This window comes from Desulfatibacillum alkenivorans DSM 16219, from assembly GCF_900142135.1.
Classification (GTDB): domain Bacteria; phylum Desulfobacterota; class Desulfobacteria; order Desulfobacterales; family Desulfatibacillaceae; genus Desulfatibacillum; species Desulfatibacillum alkenivorans.
In genome coordinates, this window is sequence record NZ_FQZU01000049.1 from 13,975 (window position 1) to 36,121 (window position 22,147).

Genomic DNA, 22,147 nt, shown 5'->3' on the forward strand with positions numbered 1-22,147 from the left:
GCGGAAAAAAGGCGCACCGCTGGCGATGACGGCCGACTTTTTCGACCGATCAGGTTTAACGCGTATCCGTTTTGGCTTATGACGCTTGGGCGTATTGCTTCAGAAAGTTCTGCCGGGCTTCGTGGGGCCAGTACCTTTTACGATGCTCTTCAGGCATAGGCCGCAACAGCGGATTCTCCTTCAGGTAGATGTTTTCGAACTCGGCGCGCAAGTCCTCCCGGAAGTCGGGGTGCGCGATGTTGATCAGCGCTTTGGCGCGCTCGGATACGGACTTGCCTCGCAGGTCGGCCACGCCGTATTCCGTGACGATATAATGCACGTCGGTGCGGGCCGTGGTGACGCAGGCGCCGGGATCGATCCTGGGGACCACGCGGGAGATTTTTCCTTTGGCCGCCGTGGAGTGGAAGGCCAGGATGCTGCGTCCACCCTTGCTCATGGCTGCTCCGCGCACGAAATCCACCTGGCCGCCTGTTCCGGAGTACTGCTTGTGCCCGATGGTGTCGGAGACCACCTGGCCGTTGAAGTCCACCTGCAGGGCGGAGTTGACGCTGACCATGTTGTCGTTTTGGGCGATCACGGCCGGGTTGTTAGTGTAATCCACGGGAAACATCATGACCATGGGATTGTTGTGCACGAACTTGTACAGCCTTTCCGTGCCCATGAAAAAGGTGGCAACCATTTTGCCGTTATGCAGGTTCTTTTTGGCGCAGGTGATTACGCCCGACTCCACCAGATCCACCACGCCGTCGGAAAACATTTCGGTGTGGACGCCCAGGTCCTTCTTGTCCTTCAAAAAGCCCAGGATGGAATCCGGAACCGCGCCGATGCCCAGTTGCAGGCAGTCGCCGTCCTTGATCAACTCCGCAATGTGACCGCCGATCGCCTCGTCCGTAGGAGTGATTTTCGGCAGGGGGAGCGTGATTGGCTTGGCGTTGGTTTCCACGATAAAATCGATGTCGGAAACATGGATGAAGGCGTCGCCCAGAGTCCTGGGCATGTGGGGCGTTACTTCCGCAATGACCAGCCTGGAGCTTTCGGCCGCGGGCTTGGTGTAGTCCACGGAAATGCCGAAGGAGCAATAGCCGTGCTCGTCCGGCGGGCTGATCATGCAAAGGGTTACGTCCGCGGGTAGAATGTTGTCGGTGAACAGCCGGGGTATTTGGCTGAAGTGGCAGGGGGTGAAGATGCCCCGACCCTGGTTGACCGCAGGCCGGCTGGTGGCGCCGGCGAACAGGGAGTTGTGGAAAAAATGCGCGGCGTTTTCCTCCGAGCAATATTCCGAAGGCCCCATGGAGACCATGTGTACCAGTTCAACGCCCGTGTACTGCTCTTTGCCGGCCACCATGGCCGTAAGCAGGGTTTCGGGGGAGCCGCAGGCATGGCCCACCACCACCCGGTCGCCTGACTGAATCTGCGCGACCGCTTCTGAGGCTGAAACGCATTTTTTATTGTATAGCTCTTGCCAGTTCATGTGTTGTTCCCATTATCCAGCATTATAAGTGTTTCCGCCATGCGCTCCAGGTCTTCTTCTTGAGAAGCCAAGTGCACTGTCTTATCCTTAAAAGGCTCGGTTTCCGCACAGGCCGACTCGCAGCCCACCACCACCAGGACATGTTCGGCCCGGGGATCGTCGTAGGATACGAGCCGAACATGCTTGGCGATTTTTTCTTTAAGGCGGCTCACGAATTCCACCCGGTCGTAGCGGGGTGTGCACCCCCCGCAGTATTTGAGCCCTACAAAAACCAAGTGTTATTCCTCTTCTTTAATGCCGCAAAGCTGCTTGGCCGCCTTTTGCTTTTGGGCCATGTTGACCTGTCTGGAAATCATGATGCGCTGGGCCTGGGGAGATCCGGCGCCGTGCATGGACTCGGTAAGATAGCCCACAGCCGCCGTACCCAGGGTGATGTTTTCGATCAGGCGCAGCATGCGGTTTCTGTTTTCCGTGCTGATGCCTTCGCAGGTCTTGTAGTATTTGGTCAGCCATTCTCCCACTTCCGGAGACTTGAAATCGTCCTCCGATGGCAGGGTCACCATGAGGCCGCCGGCGATGTCCTGGGCGAGCCGTGCGATTTCGTAAGGAAAGCGCGTGACGTTCTGCTTGCACACATTGGCCAGAAGCGTGTTGACCAGATAGGTTCCGCTGGGCTGCTTGCCGCCTTCGCAGGCGCAGGCCACGGAGCCGCAGAACAGGGTCTCGTTCAGGTGGTTCATTTCAATGATTTTGTCTTTGACGTGGGAGGCCTTGGCCGCGCCGTTGTATTCGGCGATGGTCTGGGTCGCGCCGATCAGCACGTCGCCCACGCCGGCCTTGCAGGCGTAGCTTTGACGATGGTACGAGGCAAAGTTTTCCACCAGTTGTCCGGCGAATTCAAACTCCTTGTACATGAAAACGCGTTCCCAGGGCACGAACACGTCGTCGAACACCACCAGGGCTTCGTGGCCGCCGAAAAGGCTGTTGCCGCGGTCAATTTTTCCCGCTTCCAGCTTCCGGGTGTCGCAGGACTGGCGCCCCATGATGTAAGTGATGCCTTCCGCGTCCGCGGGTAAGGCGAAGGAAACCGCGTATTCCGCGTCCGCTTCGCGCATGGAAATGGTGGGCATGACAATGATTTCGTGGGAGTTCACGGCGCCGGTCTGATGAGCCTTGGCGCCGCGCACCACAATGCCGTCTTCCTTTTCTTCCACCACGTGGAGGAACATGTCGGGATCAGGCTGCTTGTGCGGGGGCAGGGAGCGGTCTCCCTTGGGATCGGTCATGGCGCCGTCGCAGGTCAGGTCGTTTTCCTGCACGTAGGCCAGATATTTCAAAAAGCGTTTATTATACTCGGTTCCCAGCTTCTGATCGATGTCGTAGGTGACGATGGAAAGAGCGTTCATGGCGTCCATACCCACGCAGCGCTGGAAACAGCACCCGGTGAGAGAGCCCAGCAGGCGGCCCATTTTGGTCTTCTTGACCAAGTCGTCCGTGCTCTGGTGAATGTGGGTGAAGCGGTTGATTTTTTTGCCGGAGATGTGTGACGTGGCCGTCATCAGGTCTTCGTACTCAGGTTGATGGGCCAGTTCGTAAGTCAACTTGACCGCGTTCATGGACGGCCGGATGATGGGATCGTCCACCACGTTCTCCACCTTTTTTCCAAACTGGTACACCTGCAGATTGAGTTTGCGCAAACTTGCTTCGTATTGTTCGCCAGTCATCATGGCCATGGGGGTGTCCTCCAAAGCTAAAGATTAAAAAACAATGTGTGCGTATAGCTTGACTCTACAATATTATTGTAACACATTGTATATATGTAAAGAATTATTTTGACAAGATGCCTTCTCGTCCGCCTGCCCCCGTATAAAGCAAAGGCGGCGCCAGCGTGGAAAAATACGTGGCCGTCATAGGGAAAATATGGGGGACGGATCCTTTCATTTATTTTTAACTCATTAAAAATAAAATGAAAAACTAACCGTTAACAAAAAACTAGTTTTTTTTGCAGGGGTGATAATAGGGGCGGGGGCCTTCTTTCAAACAAAGCCGGCTTGATGCATTTTTGCATCGAAAATCAGAACCCAAAGCCGGAATGTTTTGGAAAAACGGCGCAGGGATGTTTTTGATGTCCTATTGCATCGATGCATTTGTGCATTGGCCGGGGTGCGTCATTCCGCATCGGCGCCCAAGGAGCATGGCGCCGTAGTTTCGTTTTTAAGAAGGTTGACGGGCTTTGGCCTTGTCCAGGACCGCACGGATGGTCTGGGCCAGTTCGGACTTGACAATAGGCTTCATGAGAAAGCCTTTGACTCCCAGGGTCCGGGCCGTCTCCTGATTGATTTTTTCGCTGAATCCGGTGCAGAGAATCACGGGAATGTCCGGCCGGATCGCCAGCATGGCTTTGATGATTTGCTCTCCGGTCATGTTGGGCATGGTCATGTCCGTCATTACCAGGTCGAAGTCCTGGGGGTCCGCCTGAAAGGCTTCCAGGGCCTGGGGGCTTTTGTTAAAGGCGGTCACCTTGTATCCTATGCGCTGCAGGACCTGGCGCTCCAAATGGATGATGGACGCTTCGTCGTCCACCAGCAGGATGTGCTCCGTACCTTCCAGGGGCCTGTCCGGCATGCTGTTTTTTGGGGTTTGGGAGGCGTCGATGATGAGGGGCAGGTACACGTTTACCGTGGTTCCTTTTCCCGGTTCGCTGTATAGGCGTATGTCCCCTTTGTGGTCTTTCACGATTCCATGGACCAGGGCCATGCCCAGGCCGGTTCCCTTGCCCTGTTTTTTGGTGGTGAAGTAGGGCTCAAATATTTTCTGCATGATGCTGGGCTCTATGCCCACGCCGTTATCGCAAACGGAAAGGACGACGTATTTTCCCGGGGCCAGGGCCTTGCTCCACAGGTCGTCCAAAGCCAATTCCGTTTCCTTGAGGCTTACCGAAATCGTGCCGCTTATGTCCTCAACAGCGTGAAAGGCGTTGGTGACCAGGTTCATGACGATCTGATGCATTTGGGTGGGATCGGCCAAAATCCAGCCGCAATCCTTCCGGATGTCCTGCTGGATTTCCACATTGACGGGGATGCTCGCCCGGCTGAGTTTGAGGGCTTCCCCCACGATGTCCTGGAGCCGGATGGGGCTTTTTTCCTGCTCCGCCTGCCTGCTAAAGGCCAGGATTTGCTTCACCAGATCGCTGCCCCGCCTGCCTGCGGAAAAAATCTCCTCAGCGTATTCATGCTCCGGGCTTTCCGGGTCAAGATCTTCCAAGAGGAGTTCCGACATGCCTACAATGGGGAACAACAGGTTATTGAAGTCATGCGCTATCCCCCCTGCCAGGGCGCCGATGGCCTCCAGCTTTTGGATCTGCTGGAGTTGCCTTTCCATGGCGTTTTTTTCCATTTCGTACAAATGCCTGTGAAGGGCCAGGGCGTAAATTTCGGAAAGCCTTTCGATGGCTTTCATGTCTTTTTCCGTGTATCCGTCCTCTGCATTGGCCAGGGCGATCAAACCCACCAGCACCCCTCCCATGATGACCGGAACGCCCAAAAAGTTTTTAATGGGTATATGCCCTTCGGGCACTCCTGAAGCCCCGGGATGCTCCGCAGGCCGGTTCGTGAACACCGGTTTTCGGGTATTCAACGGAACGCCGAACAAGGTGGGGTATTTTCCGTCCCGGCCGATGGGAAAAGTAATGGACTTGTTCTCCACCCGGCATTGGCCTTTAAACATATCCGTTAAGGTGTGGGCCTCCATATCCCGGGTGTTTTTGTCAATGGAAGCCGCAAAGCCGTGTTGGCTATTGGTGAGGCTAAGCGCATACTCCAGAGCGATATCGCTGACTTTTTTTATGTCATATTCCTGGGACATGAGTTCGCGGGAAATGTCGGCCCTGGCCGTGTTCAGCCTAAGCTCCCACTTGAGCGCCGCTTCGGACTGCTCCCGGTCGGAAATATCCCGAAAATTCATGAGAACCCCCTGGATGGAGGAGTCTTGCGTCATGTCCGTGGCAATGACTTCAATGGGTTTGTATTGATTGTCTTTGCACAGGTACCGGCACTTGAGAGGCCTGACTTTAAGATTCTCCGCAATGACCTTGATGAATTCCTCTTGGATTTTCCGTTTGTCGTCGGGATGGACCCGCTCCAGGCCATAGGTCCCCACGACTTCGTCCGGCTTCCAGCCAAACCATTTTTCCATGTTCGGGCTGACGTACTGCATTTTTCCCTGGGGACCTATGACCACAATGACGTCCGAAATGTTGGAGATCATTTCATGGCGCTGTTTTTCACTGTCGAACAGGTCCATTCTGGCTTTGCGGAAGTAAACCATCAACATGCCCAAAGCCACGGCGAATTCCAGGGTGGCGCCTATAAGATACCCGTATGGGGCGAACCATTCCACCGGACGCAGGAACGGATAGTCGGCCTTGTGCAACCCCCAAATAATGAAGAGCCAGCCGGTAAAAGCCATTTCCGGCCCTTTGAGGCCGTCTGACTTGATAAAGCATATGCCCGTCCAAATGTAGACTACCGCCAAAAAGGTGAATGTTGGAAGAGACATAACCAGGAAGGAGAATTTCAAAACGATGCTGCTAATAATCCATAAGAAGCCGGCCGCGCCCAGGTATGCAAAAATCTTGGGGAAAGGCCTTTTTGCAAATAAATATGCGCCCCATAACAGCAGGATTCCGCTGACCAGGCTGGCCGTTTGATTTAGTATTAATAGAAAACTGCTATTGCAGCCGTTAATAATGAAAAGCATGACGGCGTATCGCAGCAAGTACACCAGCCAGCTTACGGTCCACACCGCCATATAGTTTTTGCGATCCTGGAAATACAGATAGCAAAACACAAAAAAAAGCAGCGCAGTGCCGACTAATGAGGCTACAATGCTGGGCGCCAGCCATTCCATGGGCGGTTCCTTGACGAGCGGTGGTTATCTTATTTTGGGCGAATCGACGCCCGCCCCGGTTTGGGCAAACAGTCAGGAAAAGATGATGCAAAATGCGTGCAATAATTTTTTTTAAAAGGAGGCTGCTTTTGATCTGTAAAAAAATATTAATCAATTAAGGCCGGTTATGCGTCTTTTCTTGACGCGAAGCATAAACGGTCTTTCCCCTCCATCCTGCACAACGGCGAGGCTCGGAGCGGGGGATGGGTTTTATTTGACGCGCACCTGAAAGTAAATGGTGCAACTGGGATCGTCCGGTCCCGAAGCGGCGAAGGCCCCCTTGGGGCTTACACGCAGGCGCCGGACCTGATCGTCGAATCCGTCGGCGTCCCCGGAGGGCACGTATGAGAAGTCCGTCCCCGTGGTGTATTCCGAAAAATCCACATCGTCCGTGGTGCTGGCCAGGCTGGTGAATGTATATGTCAGGCCGCAGGGAGGCGTTCCCGAGCTGCAGCTGAATTGAATCGGGCCGGAGCCTGAGCCTCCCAAATCGCCCACAAAGAGTTCGATGTTGGAGTCAATGGGGTCCGTCATGACAAAGGAATTTGCGTCTGCAGCGCCTCCGAAATTAGTCACAAGCACGGAATACATGACGTAGGCCCCTGGGATGGCCTTGGGATTGGTGGTGTTGTTATAGGGATCGTACACCGTCTGGGCGGTTTTAAGCACCGTGAAGTCCGGGGGCAGGTAGACCCTGAACTGGGTTGTTGCCACATCGCTTACCAGGCCTTCCGTTCCTTCGTCGGCGGTCACCCGAATCGTATACAGATCCGGGTCCGTAGCTGATGTGATGGGAATTTCCCATTCAAAGGTTCTCGTTCCAGCAGTGTTGGCTACATCCGTAGTCACTGGCGAGGCATCCTCGTAGACGATATTCGATGATGAGTCGAGAATTGCCAGAGAGGCGCTGGCGATGTCCTCATAGCCAAAGGGGTCGGATACCACAGCCCGAATGTAGATGGAACCGGGCGTGGAAGCGTCATACGTTGTAATTACCGACCCGCCTCCGGAAGCATAATCGTCGTCATAGACGTTCAGGCTGTCTATTGCAATGACCGTGGTGGTCGTCAGGTCCAAGTAGGATATATCGGGATCGGTTCCATCTTCCTCAGACCATATGGTAACACGCTCGTTTGCACTGCCTGAACGGTTGTATACCTGAAGCCTGAGACCGTCCCCGGAATATAGTGTGGTGGTTGTGCTAGGAGTGATTGTAAAAACGTACTGCTGTTTTCCGTCGATGGTTACACTCTGGTCAACATCTCCAATCAAACTGAAGTTATCGTCATATAACCTGATTGTCAGGTCGCGGGTTCTCCCAGGACCGCCTTCGGACAAGACTAGATATACGACCTGAGGAACTCCGCCGGGAATCACCAATGTCCTGGTGAGATTGGGGGACAATGCCCAGGTGCCGGTCTGATAGTTGCCATTGACTGTAAATTCCGAGTCGCCGCCTGCCGTAGGATCTCTGGTCAATATCCTGGGGTCTCCATAATTTTGCCACCAGGAATCATTCCCTCTTACATAGAGAGGTTTGTTTCCCGCGGACGGCCTGACCACGGTAGTGGAGTCCGTATCCGTGTTGTTGGTTTGATTCGTATCCGAGGAAATGCCGGTGACTGCGGCCGAGTTGACCACCGTACCCAAAGCCGACGGCTGGACGAACACTTCGATTTCCAGGTCGTCCAAAGACCCGCCACCTGCCAGGGGGCCCGCGTGTACAAAGGTGTAATCCTGGCCGGAAGAAGCGGACAAGGACCATCCCGTTCCTGAGTGGCTCGAATAGTTTAGCCCGGCAGGCAGGGTGTCCACCACATATATGGGGCCGGCTTCGGCGTTGGAGCTGTTGTTGTCCACCTCGATGGTGTAAGTCCCGTTGGTGCTGACCGTGAAGTTTCCTGTGTGGCTTTTGGTGATTTCCAGGTCCACGTTATCCGTCACCGTGGTGGGATCCGTGTCTGTGTTGTTGCCCGGGTCCGTATCCGTGGAACTGCTGGAGACCGTGGCCGTGTTGGTGAAGGTTCCGATGGTCCCGGAAGCGGGCGTCACATTTATGTACAAAGAGGGCAGGGTGGCGCCCGTGGCTAAGGGGCCGGCATGCACAAAGGTGTATACCTGGCCCGAGTTGGAATACAAGGACCAGCCCGCGCCCGACGCCGATGAGTAATTGAAGCCCGCGGGCAGGGTGTCCGCCACGTAAATCGGCCCTGGGTCGGCCGTCGAGCCCGTGTTTGCCACGTCAATGGTGTAAGTGCCCGCGGCGCCTACGGAGAAGTTTCCCGTATGGGATTTTGTGATGGAAAGATCCACCAAAGGCTCCACCGTCACCGTGTCTGTGGCTACATCGTTGCTGGACGTGGGGTCAAAACTCGTTGCATACACCGTCACGGTATTGTCCGCCGTGGGGTAGGCGGCTGCCCCCACCGTCGCAACAATGGAAAGCGTGGGCAGCGAAGCGCTGACATTTAAAGGCCCGGCGTGGGTGAAGGTGTATTCCTGGCCGCTGGATGCAGCCAGGGACCAGCCCGTCCCGCTGAACGAATCGTATGTAAGCCCTGTTGGAAGCTCGTCAAAGATGGTGATTGTTCCGGTTTCGTCATTGGGGCCGTTATTGGTGACGGCGACGTCAAAGGTCACGCTGTCGCCGACGGCGAAACTGGAGCCGGTGTGGGATTTTGCCGCGGACAAGTCCACCGAGGGCAGGACGGTTGTGGAATCCGTCGCCGTATCGTTGGCTGCATCGTCGTCGTTGGCGGCGCTGCTTACCGTCGCGGTGTTTATCACCGTGCCGACAGCGCTGGCGGAGGCGTAAACCGTGACAGTCAGCGCGTCCAGGCTGTCGCCCGCGGCCAGGGGGCCTGCATGGGCGAAGGTGTAGTCCTGTCCGCTGGAGGCCGCCAGGCTCCATCCCGTCCCGGAGACGGAGTTATAGGTCAGGCCTGAGGGCAGGGAGTCCATCACGTAAATGGTCGCGGAAGGATCTTCCGTGGGGCCGTTATTGGTCACCACAATGTCATAGGAGCCGGTGGATTCCGAACCGAAATCGCCGGTATGGCTTTTTGCGATGGATAAATCCGCCAGGGCGTGGACCGTCACCGTGTCCGAATCGGAATCATTAGTGTTGTCCTGATCCTGGGAGTCGCTGGATACCGTCGCCGTGTTGGTGACCGACGGGTAGGCGTCCTCGTCAACGGCAACGGTCACGGTCAGGGTGGGCAGGTCGCCGCCGCTGGCAAGGGGGCCGGCGTGGGTCCACTGATAAGTCTGGCCCGCGGAAGACAGCAAGGACCACCCGGTTCCAGAGAGGCCCACATAAGTCAGGCCCGTGGGCAAAGTGTCTTCTATAACGATGTCTTCGCAATAATCCGGGCCGTTGTTATGAACGTCAAAAGAAAACGTCCCGTTCTGGCCGACATAAAAATCGCTGGAGTGGGACTTGTCGATTTCCACATCCACCGGGCCTATGATCACGTCGGCCGTCTGGCTTTCGCTGATGGAGCCGAAGTTGTCGCCCGAGACCGTGAAGTCGTTGGAAAATGTGCCCGGATCCAAGGTCGTGTCCAGGGAGACGTCAAAGGAAATGCTCATGGTCCCTGTATACGGGGGGATGGGCGTGGCCGACATGTCCCAGACAAGCACCTCGCGGCTGCCGACCGTAGTGACGTTGGGATCGATCGTTGTCGCTCCGGTTGTGGAGCCGGTCACGTAATGAAAGCCTTCGGGCAAGGTGTCCGTAATCTGGGTGCCGATGGCCGCCACCCGGCCTTCATTTAAAATGCTGATGGTGTAGGTCAGTTCCGTTCCGGAATACAAGTCAGCCTTGTAAACGAAAGACGGGCTTACGCTTTTGTCGGCGGTGACGTCCGGCGTATTGGGGATGATGTACTGCTCATTGTAGGAACCGCCCGTGGAGGCGGCAAACCCGAAGTAAACCATGTTATCGCCGCCAAACACGGTATTGATGATATCGCTGGTGTAGGTCAGCCTTTGGGTTCCGTCGAAATAGACTGTCATCACATGCGTCGTGGCGTTCCAGGTGATGCGAAGGTCATGTTCATCGCCGTCCTCTATGTTCGATGAAGAGGGATCCGCCTGGATGGGGCCGGCGCCCGCGTGATTGGGCGTGCCTGAGCACGTCGACCCCGACTGGGTGTAAACGTTAATGCCCACATGGTCGGCCGCAGGGTCGCCGCGGTTGGAGTTCTGCCAGGTGTCCACCTCCACGCTCACGGAAGGGCAGATTCCGTTCATACCGATCCACTCGCCGCCGCCGGATGTATCGCCGAAGGCCGAGGTCCCGGACGGGTCGTTCTGAAGGGCGAAGGAAATGCCGTCCGCGCCGTTGGAATCCCTGTCCCCCAAATAAATGGTGAAGGATATGTCGAAGTCGTAATCCAGGTCGATCTGGGTTTCAATCCAGGCCGACCCGGCTTGATCGCCGATTTCTTCGGTCAGCAGGATTTGCTCGTTCACTGTTCCCTGATACAGCCATTGGGCGTCGCCATTGACGGCCCAGCCGCCGAAAGCGGCGTTTGCAAATAGCAAACAAGCGATGGTCAGGGAAAAGCATAGAATATGGGTGCGGCGGTTAAACACTATCACTCCAAGCAAGCAGGGCTTTCTCATGAAATTTAGCCTTGTTCAGGCTCCGGCATTGTATCCCATAATAATCGCCGGAGTCAACTTCCCGAATAAAATAGAAACTTTATTTTTACCAGGGAGCGCCTTTCGGCCGAAAGCCCTTGATTTGCCGTGCTAGCTAAGGTAATTATACATATCATTCTTATAAAAAGGGCGCCTTTTTGGGGAGGGATTATGCATATATTGACCAAATCCGGGTTGGTTTTTGCTTTGGCTCTGCTGGTCTTTGGCGTGTCTGTGGGTTTAGCCCCTCTTGCCTGGGCCGAGGATGGGGAAGTTATGGTAATGGAGATTTCCCAACCCATCGGCGCAGCCACAGCCTTTCTCATGGAAAAATGCCTGGATGACGCCGAAGAAGCCGGATACGCCTGCGTGATTTTTCAGTTGGATACGCCCGGCGGCGCCCTGGAGTCCATGCGCCGCATCGTCATGGCCTTTTTGGACGCCAAGGTTCCCGTGGTGGTTTACGTCTTCCCTCCCGGGGCGAGGGCCGCTTCGGCGGGAGTGATGATTGCCAACGCCGCGGACGTGGCGGTGATGGCGCCTGCCACAAATATCGGCGCCGCCCATCCGGTGAGCGGAGACGGCAAGGAAATCAACGAGACCATGGATTCCAAGGTCACCAATGACGCCGTGGCCGGCGCCAGGAGCGTGGCTGAAAAAAGAGGACGGAACGCCGAGTGGATCGAAAAGGCCATTCGGGAAAGCGTATCAGCCACGGAAAGCGAAGCCCTGGAACTGAACGTCATAGATTTCATCGCCAAAGACATGCCGGAATTGCTGGAAAAGCTGGACGGCATGGAAATTCCCGATAAAGGGGTGTTACGGACCAAAGACCGCACGGTAATCAACTATCAGACCACATTGCGGGAAAAAATACTCAGCGTGATCGCCAACCCCAACATCGCCTTTTTACTCATGAGCCTTGGCATGCTGGGCCTTTACTTTGAGTTTGCCAATCCAGGGGCTGTTTTTCCCGGAGTGGTCGGCGTTATCAGCATACTGGTTGCGCTGTACGCCCTTCATACTTTGCCGGTCAACTACGTAGGAATCATGTTGATTCTACTGTCAGGCGTCTTTTTTGTTTTGGAGACGCAAATAGCAAGCCACGGAGCGCTTGCCGCTGGAGGAATTGTTTCCATATTTTTGGGGGCGACCATGCTTTTTGACTATGATGTTACAGGATTGCGAGTGGCTTGGAGCGTCTTGATTCCCACGGTTATGTTTGTCGCGGCGTTTTTTGCCATCGTTGCGGCCCTGGTGGTCAAGGCCCACAAAGGGAAAATCAGGACCGGCGAGGACGGACTTGTGGGAGAAAAGGGCAAGGTGACCCAGGCCGTGTCCGAAACCCAGGGCAAAGTTTTGGTGCACGCCGAAATCTGGAACGCCAGGTTTCTGCAGCCCATGGCGCCGGGGGATCCCATTCGGGTTGCATCCGTGGACGGACTGTTGTTGATCGTGGAAAAGGACACTGAGAAATAGGAATGGCTCGAACATAGGGCGGCGGTTTCATTATGGACGTTCCTGGACGCTGCCGTCCCGTCAAAATTTCATGAAGGAGGGAGCGGCATGGTACCGATAGGCGTTATTCTTGTACTAGCAATTATCTTGTTATTGGCGTCCATCCGGATTTTGAACGAGTACGAACGGGGCGTCATCTTTCGTCTTGGCCGGTGCATCGGCGCCAAAGGCCCGGGCCTGATTATCCTGATTCCGGGGATCGACAAGATGTTGAAGGTCAGCCTTCGCCTGGTCGCCCTGGACGTGGACCCCCAGGACGTAATCACCCGGGACAACGTGTCCGTAAAAGTCAACGCCGTTATCTACTTTCGGGTTGTGGACACGGTGAAGGCCACCATTGAGGTGGAGCATTATCAATACGCCATGAGCCAACTCGCCCAGACAACCATCCGGAGCGTGTGCGGCCAGGCCGAGTTGGACGAACTGCTTTCCGACCGGGACAAGATCAATAACCAGTTGCAGGAGATTTTGGACACCCACACGGACCCGTGGGGCATCAAAGTGGCCAATGTGGAGTTAAAGCACATTGATCTTCCCAACGAAATGCAGCGGGCCATGGCCAAGCAGGCCGAGGCGGAGCGCGAAAGGCGCGCCAAGGTGATCAATGCGGAAGGCGAGTTCCAGGCCGCCTCCCGGTTGGCGGAAGCCGCAGTGATTATCCAGGAAACCCCCATCGCCCTGCAGTTGCGCTACTTGCAGACTATGCGGGAGATGTCGGCGGAGAACAATTCCACCACGATTTTTCCCTTGCCCATCGACCTTTTCACCCCGCTTTTAAAGGCCATGTCCAAGGATAAGGAATAGACGGGAAGCCGGAGCGGACGGAGTTCATTCGTCCGCTTCGGTTAAACCATGTCAGGCAGCTTAAGCTGTTTATACTCGGCGCCCTGCTCCAGAATTTTGATGATCACCAGGGTCACATCGTCTTCCTGCACTTTTGGGGAACGGAACGCATTCAAGGACTCAAGCACCTTGTCCACAATTTGTTCTGCAGGCAGATGCGCGTTATCCGCGACGACCTTTTGCAGGTTCTTTTTGCCGTAGTATTTCCCCTCAAAATTCGAGGTCTCCCAGATGCCGTCCGTACCCAGGATGATGATATGCCCGGGGCTGATGCCGGTCTCGTATTGTTCGTAAACCGAGCTTTCAAAAGGCCCAAGAATCAGGCCGCCTCCTTCCAGAGTTTCGAAAACCTTGTTCGTGGGATCGTAGACCATGGCCGGGTCATGCCCGGCATTGGCGTAACGGACCACCATCTTGCTGATATCCACTTCCGCCAGAAACAGGGTCATAAATTTCCCCGAGTCGGCTACGTCAGGCGCCAGTTGCTTATTGATGTCCGAAACGATTTGCGCCAGGTCCCCGTCACGCCTGGATCGCCTGCGCACCAGGGCCCGGGCCGTGGTCATAAGCAGCGCTGCACCCACGCCATGCCCGGTGATGTCTCCGACGGCTACAGTCAAACGCTGTTCTTCATTGGCTTTCAGAAAATCGAAATAATCCCCGCCCACCTGCTGCGCTGAAACGCTTCTGGCTGCAATGTCCAGGCCGTTCACCTTGGGCGGCCGCTTGGGCAGCAGGCTCTGCTGTACTTCCCGGGCCAGTTCCAGTCGCTTGCGCCAGGCCATAGTCTCCTCCAGCATGGGAACCATCCTGTTGAATCCCTGGATAAGAGAGTCCCACTCGTCGCCTGTTTTCAGGTCAACCCTGACGGAGAAGTCGCCCCTGGAGACTTTGGTCACTCCCCGAATTACTTCCAGCAAAGGCCGCGAAAAACGCCTGGCGCCCACAAAGGCGGCCAGGGTGACCAATAACAAGGTGGCAAGCGCCGCCATGCCCGAAAGAATCAGCGTGGAGCGGGTGTAGCCGTGCAGCGTCTCCTCCACTTGCTGCGACCTGGCCTCCACCACAGAAAGAGGCGCCATGATGACGAAGCACGGCCCTCTTTGGGTTGGGGCCCAGGCCCACACGTACTCCTGGCCCAGATATTGAAGTTCGCCGGCGCCGGATCCGCCTCGGGAAATGGAGTCCAGGACGCTTTTCATGCGCTTTCCATCCGGAGAAGCCAACCATCGCCCGTGCCTCGGCCCGGACCAACCATCCGATCCCGGAGATTTCTGCGCTAGAATTCTCAGGACCGGGGTTCCTTCGCTGGCGCTAGTTCCGTACTCCACCAAAAAGGAAAGGGTTGTTTCCTTCCAGGGGGCGGGGGTGACTCCCTGGTTAAGCTTGTCCAGGGCGTCGATTTCCAAAGCGGCAATCCGTTTGAATCCTTGAGCCCCTTCGAAAATGACCAATGCCGTATATTGTGCGGCGTTTTTGTCGGAATAGACGTCAGGCGCCGCCCATGCCACGGTCCCGTTTTTTCCTCGATTCTTCATGGCCTCCTGAAACCAGCCGACGGTCGCCGCGTCCAAGGACTCCATGCTCACGGAGCCGGCTTCCAGGGACATGGATTGGCCGGATTCGCTGACCAGAACCACCTTTTTTGCGGAATGGGGAAAGTTTGCCAATAACGCGGCCATGGGCTGATACATGTTCGCCGGGAAGCCGCCTTGTTCCAATTCAGCCAACTGAGCTTCTTTGCTAAGCTCCAAGAGCCCCAGTTCGATGGCTTGCCGGGTTCGCTGAAATATCAGGGCCTGGGTCTGGGCTGTCTGGAGCAGAGTCCTTTGCGACAACTCCTTGAAGGCGGATCGCGTGTCCTGGGATATGATATCCACAATTTGCGTTATGCCTGCATGGCTTGCCAGGGTGATGACGAGAAGGGGAAAAAGACATAAGGCCAATAGCGTGGTGAAGTACTTCCATCTGATCGTTAGTTTGAGAGTCCGCATGTTAAGTCCTTTTGGCTCTCGAGTGGGTTTGACCAGACGGCGTGGATAGAGTGTGGCAAGACCGCGCGCCAGGGAAGGAGGGTCGAGCCTGCGGCGTCGGTGTTGCATTGCCGCGGCGGCGAAAATTCTAAGGATTTCGTATCCATAATTTACAAGAAATCAGGGAAAAACCGTATTGCCGGACTCCTGGTCCGCATTTTAAAAAACGGCGAAAATGCTTTGTTAGGGCAAAACGCGTCTAATAGGCGGAAAAAACATTAGCATAGGCGCCAGGGGCTTTCAAGCCCGGAACTAGATCCCAACGGCAAAATCAATGGCCGATTTTTTGTAAATTTTTGGAAGAGGAAAAAACTGTTTTGGTTGAAATCGGTCTTAGCAGGCAAGGCAATGTGTTTTCCCTAGAATGGACTTGTGTTTTGGAGAAAGATTCCTAATTTCTTTTCAAGAACGTGAAATCTATGTTATACACGGTTTAAGTATTGGACACCGGAATACACCTCAAGCAAAATCCGGACTTGCCTGTTTCGGGGGGAATCCCAGGAGCGGGCAAGAAACCCGTTCTCCACTAGCTGATCAAAATCTGGCGTCAGGCGTTTGGACTCAGCCTGAAACAGGCATAGCAGATCTTTGCGTTTGGCGTCGTAAACACAATCGAAGGAGGAAATTATGAAAAAAGCGCTAATTCTGTTTATTGCCGTGCTGTTTTGCATCACCGGGTTTGGACCTGCGTTCGCCAAGACTTTTGTGACCATCGGAACGGGCGGCGTCACGGGCGTCTACTATCCCACGGGCGGCGCTATCAGCAGAATGGTCAACCAAAAATCCAGCGTGTATGACATCAAAGCGACCGTGGAATCCACCGGCGGCTCCGTTTACAACATCAATGCGGTTTTGTCAGGCGACCTGGAATTCGGCATCGCCCAGTCAGACAGGCAATTCCAGGCTGTCAAAGGCATGGCTGAATGGGAACAAGCCGGTCCTCAGAAAGACCTGCGCGCCGTATTTTCCATCCATCCCGAGTTGATGACCTGTGTGGCCGCCGCCGACCTGAAAGCCAAGAATTTCGGCGATCTCAAAGGCAAAAGAGTGAATGTCGGCAACCCCGGATCCGGTCAGTTGCAGAACTCCAAAGACGTGCTGGAAGCCTACGGCATGACTGAAAGCGACATTGTGGCTGAATACGCCAAGGCCGTGGAAGCCCCCAGCCTGCTTCAGGACGAAAAAATCGACGCCTTTGTATACACCGTGGGCCATCCCAACGGAAACATCAAGGAAGCCACTTCCGGCCGCATCAAGGTTTCCATCGTTCCTATCGAAGGCCCCGGCGTGGACGCTCTTCTGGACAAGTACCCCTACTACGCCAAGAGCTTCATCAAAGTAGACAACTACCCCAACGCCATGAATGACGCAGACGTTCCCAGCATTGGCGTCAAGGCCACCCTGGTGACCTCCGCCAAAGTCAGCGACGACGTGGTGTACGCCGTCACCAAGGAAGTATTCGACAACCTGGAAGACTTCAAAAAGCTGCATCCGGCCTACGCTGTTTTGAACGCCCAGGAAATGCTTCAGGGCCTGTCCGCCCCCATTCACCCCGGCGCCCTTAAGTACTTCAAGGAAGCCGGTCTGGTGAAATACATCAAGCCCGAACTCGTCAAATAATTGAAACACCCAAAGGCGGCCGGACGGTTACCGCATCACAACGTCCCGCCGCCTTTTTTCACAGGGAGTGTGAGATAGCAACGGCTGCTTTGGCGCGCACCGGACAGCGCTGAATCGCAACCCATTCAATCTACTGCTGAAAGGGCCCCCAGGCCGGTTTAAAACCCGGCCCATTGCGTCATGCCATATGCTTAAACGCTCGCGCTTCCTGCCAAAGGGACTCCATGAGTGAGCAGCAAAACCTGACATACGCACAAGAATTGTTGAAGGCGGAGAGCGGAGACGTCCGATCCCTCCGTCCTTTTGAAAAATATTTGGTGGGGATCATCGCCATTGGCTGGGCCGTTTTTCAAATGGCCCTGGCAGGGGGCGCATTCATCCTGGACGGCACCAAAACCCGCGCCTTCCACCTGGCCTTCGCCATCGCCCTGCTTTTTCTGTTAACCCCGCTCATGCGCAAAGCGCGCAAGGGACTTGGGTATTTTTTCGTCACGGACCGCATTCCTTTAATGGATTACGCCCTGGCTGTCATAGCCGTCATCGCCTCCCTGTATATTGTAATCGATTACGACGGACTGGCTTATCGGGCGGGCATGCCCATAACCAGGGATATTGCGTTCGGCGTCGTTCTGGTGGTGGTCCTTCTGGAAGCGGCTCGCAGGGTGATAGGCCCCGCTTTGTCCATCATCGCCATTGTTTTTACCGTGTACGCTTTTATGGGGCCCTACATGCCGGACTTCCTGGCCTTTAAAGGGGTTTCCCTCCGGAAATACTGCAGCAACATCAGCCTGAGCACGGAAGGCATCTACGGCATCCCGTTGGGCGTGTCCGCTTCCATCGTTTATCTCTTCGTCCTTTTGGGCGCCTTGCTGGATAAAGCCGGCGCCGGACAATTTTTTACGGATCTGGCCTTGTCCTTTTTGGGCAAATACAAAGGCGGCCCGGCCAAGGCCGCTGTCGTGGCCTCCGGCGCAACCGGACTGGTTTCAGGCTCTTCCATCGCAAACATCGTGACCACCGGGCCCTTCACCATTCCTTTGATGAAAAAGGTGGGCTACCCCGCCAAAAAAGCCGCCGCCGTGGAGGTGGCCTCCAGTACGGACGGCCAGTTGATGCCGCCCATCATGGGCGCTGCGGCGTTCATCATCGCGGAATATGTAAACGTGCCGTACATCGAGGTGGTCAAGGCTGCGGCCGTTCCCGCCTTCGCCTCGTATTTCGGCTTGTTTTGCATCACGCACCTGGAAGCCTCCAAGCTGGGAATCAGCGGACTCGCCAAGCATGAAGTGCCCATCTTTTTCCAGACCCTCAGGGGAGGGCTGCATTACCTTCTGCCCCTGGGCGTCCTGCTTTACGAGTTGATCTTCCTGCGCCACTCGCCGGAAATGGCGGCTTTCAGGGCTATCCTGATTCTTTTCGCAGTCATCTTCTACCAGGAGCTCAAGAGGTCGTTCAAAGCGGGAACCGGAATCGGCCAGGGCGTTTTGGACAGCATAAGGATCATCGGCATGGGCATGATCCAGGGATCCAAGAACATGATGCCCGTGGCCCTGGCCTGCGCAGCGGCCGGCATCATCGTGGGCGTGGTGAACATGGGCATCGGCGGCATGGTGAGCCAGATCGTGGAGACGCTCAGCCAGGGCAACATTTACCTGCTGCTTCTTATCACGGCCATCGCCAGCCTGCTTCTGGGCATGGGATTGCCCACCACGGCGACCTATATCGTCATGGCTTCCCTGACTGCGCCCATCATCGTGCAGGTAGGCGGAAACTTCGGCTTTGTGCTGCCTCTCATCGCCGCTCATCTGTTCTGCTTCTACTTTGGAATTCTGGCGGACGACACCCCTCCGGTGGGGCTGGCGGCTTACGCCGCCTCGGCCATCGCCGATTCAGAGCCCATCCCCACGGGCATCCAGGGCTTTTTGTACGACATCCGAACCTCGGTCATCGCCTTTTTGTTCGTGTTCAACTCGGACCTGTTGCTGTACGGCATCACAAGCTGGCCCCATGGCCTGATGATTTTTGTCATGGCCCTGGTCGCCATGTCGGCCTTTGAGTGCTTCGCCCAGGGATGGTGCCTTGTGAAAAACAAATGGTACGACATCCCGTTCTTCCTGGCGGCCTCGTTTACTCTTTTCCATCCGGGGGGAGTCGCCCATCGATTCGGAGTCGGGGATGAATACAAGTATTACTTCTTCCTGCTCGGCCTGGCGATTTACGCCATCCCCGTCTTCATGCAAAGCAGGAGGAAAAGAAACCTGGTCGAGGCCGCCTGATTAGCTGAAGCATTTGGGCGTCCCGCCTATCCACATGATAACAAAAAAACGGCCCGGGGAATTTCCCTCGGGCCGTTTGCGTTTTCGTCATCAAATCAAACTTTGTGACACCGTTTCCCTTCACAGGGATGACCGCGTACTGTAGACGTGCTGAGGAAGGAATTCTGGGATGTGACTCAACTTTCGGTATTTGAAGTTGTGCTTTAAAAATCAAGTGTTTATGTGTGCGACTCAGATCTATCTATATACCAGGGCCCGAGAGTCATGGTCCCTTTCCCCCCTCGCGGGGAAAGGACAGGATGGAGAGGGGAACTATCCAGAATAACGGACTATATCACCTGCCCCCAACCCTCCACCGTCAAGAGGGAGGGAACTTTTAGGGCGCTGACTTTGATGTTTAATACCTCATAGCCCCCTGCAATTCTTTCTATATGTGAAGAAAACTTGATTCCCGAATGTTGAGGACATGATCTGATCTCTATCAAAGCCTGTATGAAGTCAAAAATGGAGTGGCGACCAAATACATCTTCGGCGCGGACCGGCGCATCGCCAAAATTACGGACGGCGAGGGCATCCAGTATTTCTCCAAGGATCACCTGGGAAGCTCCACCGTGGTGACGGACGACTCCGGCGCCGTGGTGGAACAGGCCGATTACCGGCCCTTCGGCGAGGACCGCTTTTACACCGGTTCCGTCGCAACGCCAACGCCTTACAAATACACGGACCAGGAACTGGACCCGTCCACGGGCCTTTACAATTACGACGCCAGGCATTATGATCCCGCCATCGGCCGGTTCATCAGCCCGGATTCTTTGATACCCAATCTATATGATCCCCAACAGCTCAATCCCTACGCCTATTGCCGGAACAACCCGTTGATTTATGTTGATCCGACGGGGCATTGGACCAATGAAGATAGTTGCGGAGGAAATAGCTATACAGCTGAGGGAGAGGGTAACGCTTCATCAACAGGCCCGAATAGTGATGGTTATTGGGGCGATTCCCCTGCACCGAACAGTAACGAGGCCTCTTATCAGCCCAACTCCTCAGACGCCGGATGGCAACCCAATCGAAGCATGGCCGAAGCAAGGGACTATGACTATTACAGGAATGGTTATCAAGGAGTTTGCGATCCTACTGTAGAAGATGCAGTGTGTGTTGTTGCAGACGTGACAACTATTGTAGACATTTTAGATGGCCCCCAACCAGATGTAGCTATAGTCGGACAAGTTTTAAAAAATATTGTTAAAACAAAAGCAAAGAAGAAGGCGAAAAAGGGTTTTCTAAAAGGGCTTCTTTCAAAAATTAAGGGTATATTTAGTAAGGGGGTAAAACTTACTGATGCTCAGGCAAAAAGAATGAAAAAAATACAAGAAATAAACCATAATTTTACTGTGAGAAAAACTCTATCAGGAGAAATGTTAGATGCTAACCATGCAAAAAAAATTAGTCAAGCGATTGACGGCTTAACGAAGCACAAAAATGCATTAGAGAACAGCCTAAAAAATCCAAATCTTAACTCAGCTACACGGAAAGCAATTCAAGACAGTATAGATACTGCCAATGATATTATTGGTAGGGGGCGTTCTCTAATACAGTAAGAGGAGGTTTACATTGGAAATAAAACAGAAAGCAAAGCAGATTGTGAAAAAGATATGGGAGGAGTTCGGCCAGATATGTATTCCAGACAGAATCACGGAAGAAATGCCATGCCGTGATCAGGAGCGAGAGCAAATCGAGGCTCAATTCAGTGGCATCAGGAGGACTGACCTGACTGAAAATGATGTATCGATGATGCTAATAGACAGTGCTCTCATTCTGCCAGAAGCATTTCTATATTTTCTCCCAAGGGTAGTGAACGATGTTTTATTGTCGAACGCTGATATATATTTTTTAACGCCTCAAATTGATATATTAATGAATATTAATTGGCTAACATATAAGCAGAAATGTGCATTAAAACAATTAAAAGCACTCTTAACTTATGTAGAAGAACATTATGATGAGTACTACTTTAATGGACTTTAGGGGACGGGACGTCTGGGGGAGAGGGTGTTCAAAATTTTGTGTCAATGAGCCGAAAAGGGTAAAATACTACCCTTGAGAGGAGATTGACATTGAGTAAAAAAGACCCTGTATTTGATTTTGAGAAAGCATTGAAGCAACTTCAGGCTGGCAAACCGCTGACAGGTAAAGGCGGCATTTTTACGCCGTTGATCAAGGAACTTACGGAAGCCGCCCTGAACCGTTCTTGGGGACGTCTTTGATTATTCCACTAACTTTGAATCTTATTGAAATCACGTGTTATTTTTGATCAAGTTGACATGGATGGCGTACGAATTTGGTATAACCAAGGCGGCGAGACGGTGGAAATGCCGTTGGTTTGAAGGCTATCCAAGCATTGCCAAGTCGGCCAAGTTGCGGGTTATCCACGATCTCTTCGGTTGAACACCATGTCGCTATGCAACCCAGGCAGGGTACTGCTCTGCCTGGGCTGACCAAGTACCCAAAGTCAAAGACCCTGGATTCCCGACAGGGGCGCTCGGGAAAGACGGCCAAAAAGCATGGACAGGCACGGGGGCCTGTCGCTACAATAGCCAGGGCGTTCGGGAATGACGGGTTGGGGAGACCTCGCCCCTACGCGGCCCATATGCATTCGGGGATGACGGGGCGGGCGCGGCAAGCAGCGCCATTAGGTGAGCAAGGACTATAGAGAAAGACTTTCAAACCATGGAAGGCACGGAGGCCATGGAGTTTTTCAATTCCGGGTTTTCCGTGACTTCCGTGGTTCA

Annotated in this window: 12 protein-coding genes and 1 pseudogene; 7 read left to right on the forward strand and 6 right to left on the reverse strand. The window is 54.4% G+C overall.

What is annotated here, in order from left to right; translation table 11 throughout:
- Positions 1–76 precede the first annotated feature (76 nt).
- From BUE18_RS24235 to BUE18_RS24255, 5 genes are all read right to left on the reverse strand, one after another.
- Positions 77–1,471, reverse strand: coding sequence for an acetyl-CoA hydrolase/transferase family protein (locus tag BUE18_RS24235; protein WP_073478735.1), 1,395 nt, complete (start codon positions 1,469–1,471; stop codon positions 77–79).
- Positions 1,468–1,746: a hypothetical protein gene (locus BUE18_RS24240; protein WP_073478736.1), complete on the reverse strand. Its 279-nt coding sequence runs from the start codon at positions 1,744–1,746 to the stop codon at positions 1,468–1,470. The genes BUE18_RS24235 and BUE18_RS24240 overlap by 4 nt, the downstream gene beginning before the upstream one ends.
- Before the next feature lie 3 nt (positions 1,747–1,749).
- Positions 1,750–3,204, reverse strand: coding sequence for a 4-hydroxyphenylacetate 3-hydroxylase family protein (locus tag BUE18_RS24245; protein WP_073478737.1), 1,455 nt, complete (start codon positions 3,202–3,204; stop codon positions 1,750–1,752).
- Positions 3,205–3,685: 481 nt separating this feature from the next.
- Positions 3,686–6,379 carry an ATP-binding protein gene (locus BUE18_RS24250; RefSeq protein WP_073478738.1) on the reverse strand — a complete coding sequence of 898 codons (2,694 nt, stop codon included), beginning with the start codon at positions 6,377–6,379 and terminating at the stop codon, positions 3,686–3,688.
- 249 nt (positions 6,380–6,628) lie between these two features.
- Entirely contained in the window at positions 6,629–11,047 is a 4,419-nt protein-coding gene (locus BUE18_RS24255) for a lectin-like domain-containing protein (RefSeq protein ID WP_073478739.1), read from the reverse strand.
- 189 nt (positions 11,048–11,236) lie between these two features.
- Here BUE18_RS24255 and BUE18_RS24260 point away from each other — a divergent pair, with 189 nt between their 5' ends.
- Together BUE18_RS24260 and BUE18_RS24265 are read left to right on the forward strand one after the other, a co-directional pair.
- Positions 11,237–12,544, forward strand: a complete 1,308-nt coding sequence (locus BUE18_RS24260; protein ID WP_073478740.1) for an NfeD family protein — start codon at positions 11,237–11,239, stop codon at positions 12,542–12,544.
- Between the two features lie 87 nt (positions 12,545–12,631).
- Complete coding sequence (locus tag BUE18_RS24265) at positions 12,632–13,387, forward strand: slipin family protein (RefSeq protein WP_073478741.1); 756 nt, start codon at positions 12,632–12,634, stop codon at positions 13,385–13,387.
- 41 nt (positions 13,388–13,428) lie between these two features.
- Here BUE18_RS24265 and BUE18_RS24270 read toward each other — a convergent pair whose 3' ends face one another.
- Entirely contained in the window at positions 13,429–15,420 is a 1,992-nt protein-coding gene (locus BUE18_RS24270; RefSeq protein ID WP_170868456.1) for a PP2C family protein-serine/threonine phosphatase, read from the reverse strand.
- A gap of 666 nt (positions 15,421–16,086) precedes the next feature.
- Here BUE18_RS24270 and BUE18_RS24275 point away from each other — a divergent pair.
- From BUE18_RS24275 to BUE18_RS28115, 5 genes and pseudogenes are all read left to right on the forward strand, one after another.
- Positions 16,087–17,079, forward strand: a complete 993-nt coding sequence (locus tag BUE18_RS24275) for a TAXI family TRAP transporter solute-binding subunit (RefSeq protein WP_073478743.1) — start codon at positions 16,087–16,089, stop codon at positions 17,077–17,079.
- A 224-nt stretch (positions 17,080–17,303) separates the two neighbouring features.
- On the forward strand, positions 17,304–19,355 hold the full coding sequence (locus BUE18_RS24280; RefSeq protein WP_073478744.1) for a TRAP transporter permease: 2,052 nt from the start codon (positions 17,304–17,306) through the stop codon (positions 19,353–19,355).
- A 488-nt stretch (positions 19,356–19,843) separates the two neighbouring features.
- Positions 19,844–20,956: an RHS repeat domain-containing protein gene (locus BUE18_RS28585; RefSeq protein ID WP_483188884.1), complete on the forward strand. Its 1,113-nt coding sequence runs from the start codon at positions 19,844–19,846 to the stop codon at positions 20,954–20,956.
- Between the two features lie 13 nt (positions 20,957–20,969).
- Positions 20,970–21,383 (forward strand): hypothetical protein, encoded by a 414-nt coding sequence (locus tag BUE18_RS24295; RefSeq protein WP_073478745.1) that lies wholly within the window; start codon positions 20,970–20,972, stop codon positions 21,381–21,383.
- Between the two features lie 89 nt (positions 21,384–21,472).
- A pseudogene (locus tag BUE18_RS28115) lies at positions 21,473–21,598 on the forward strand (IS256 family transposase); the annotation flags it as partial.
- Between the last annotated feature and the right edge of the window lie 549 nt (positions 21,599–22,147).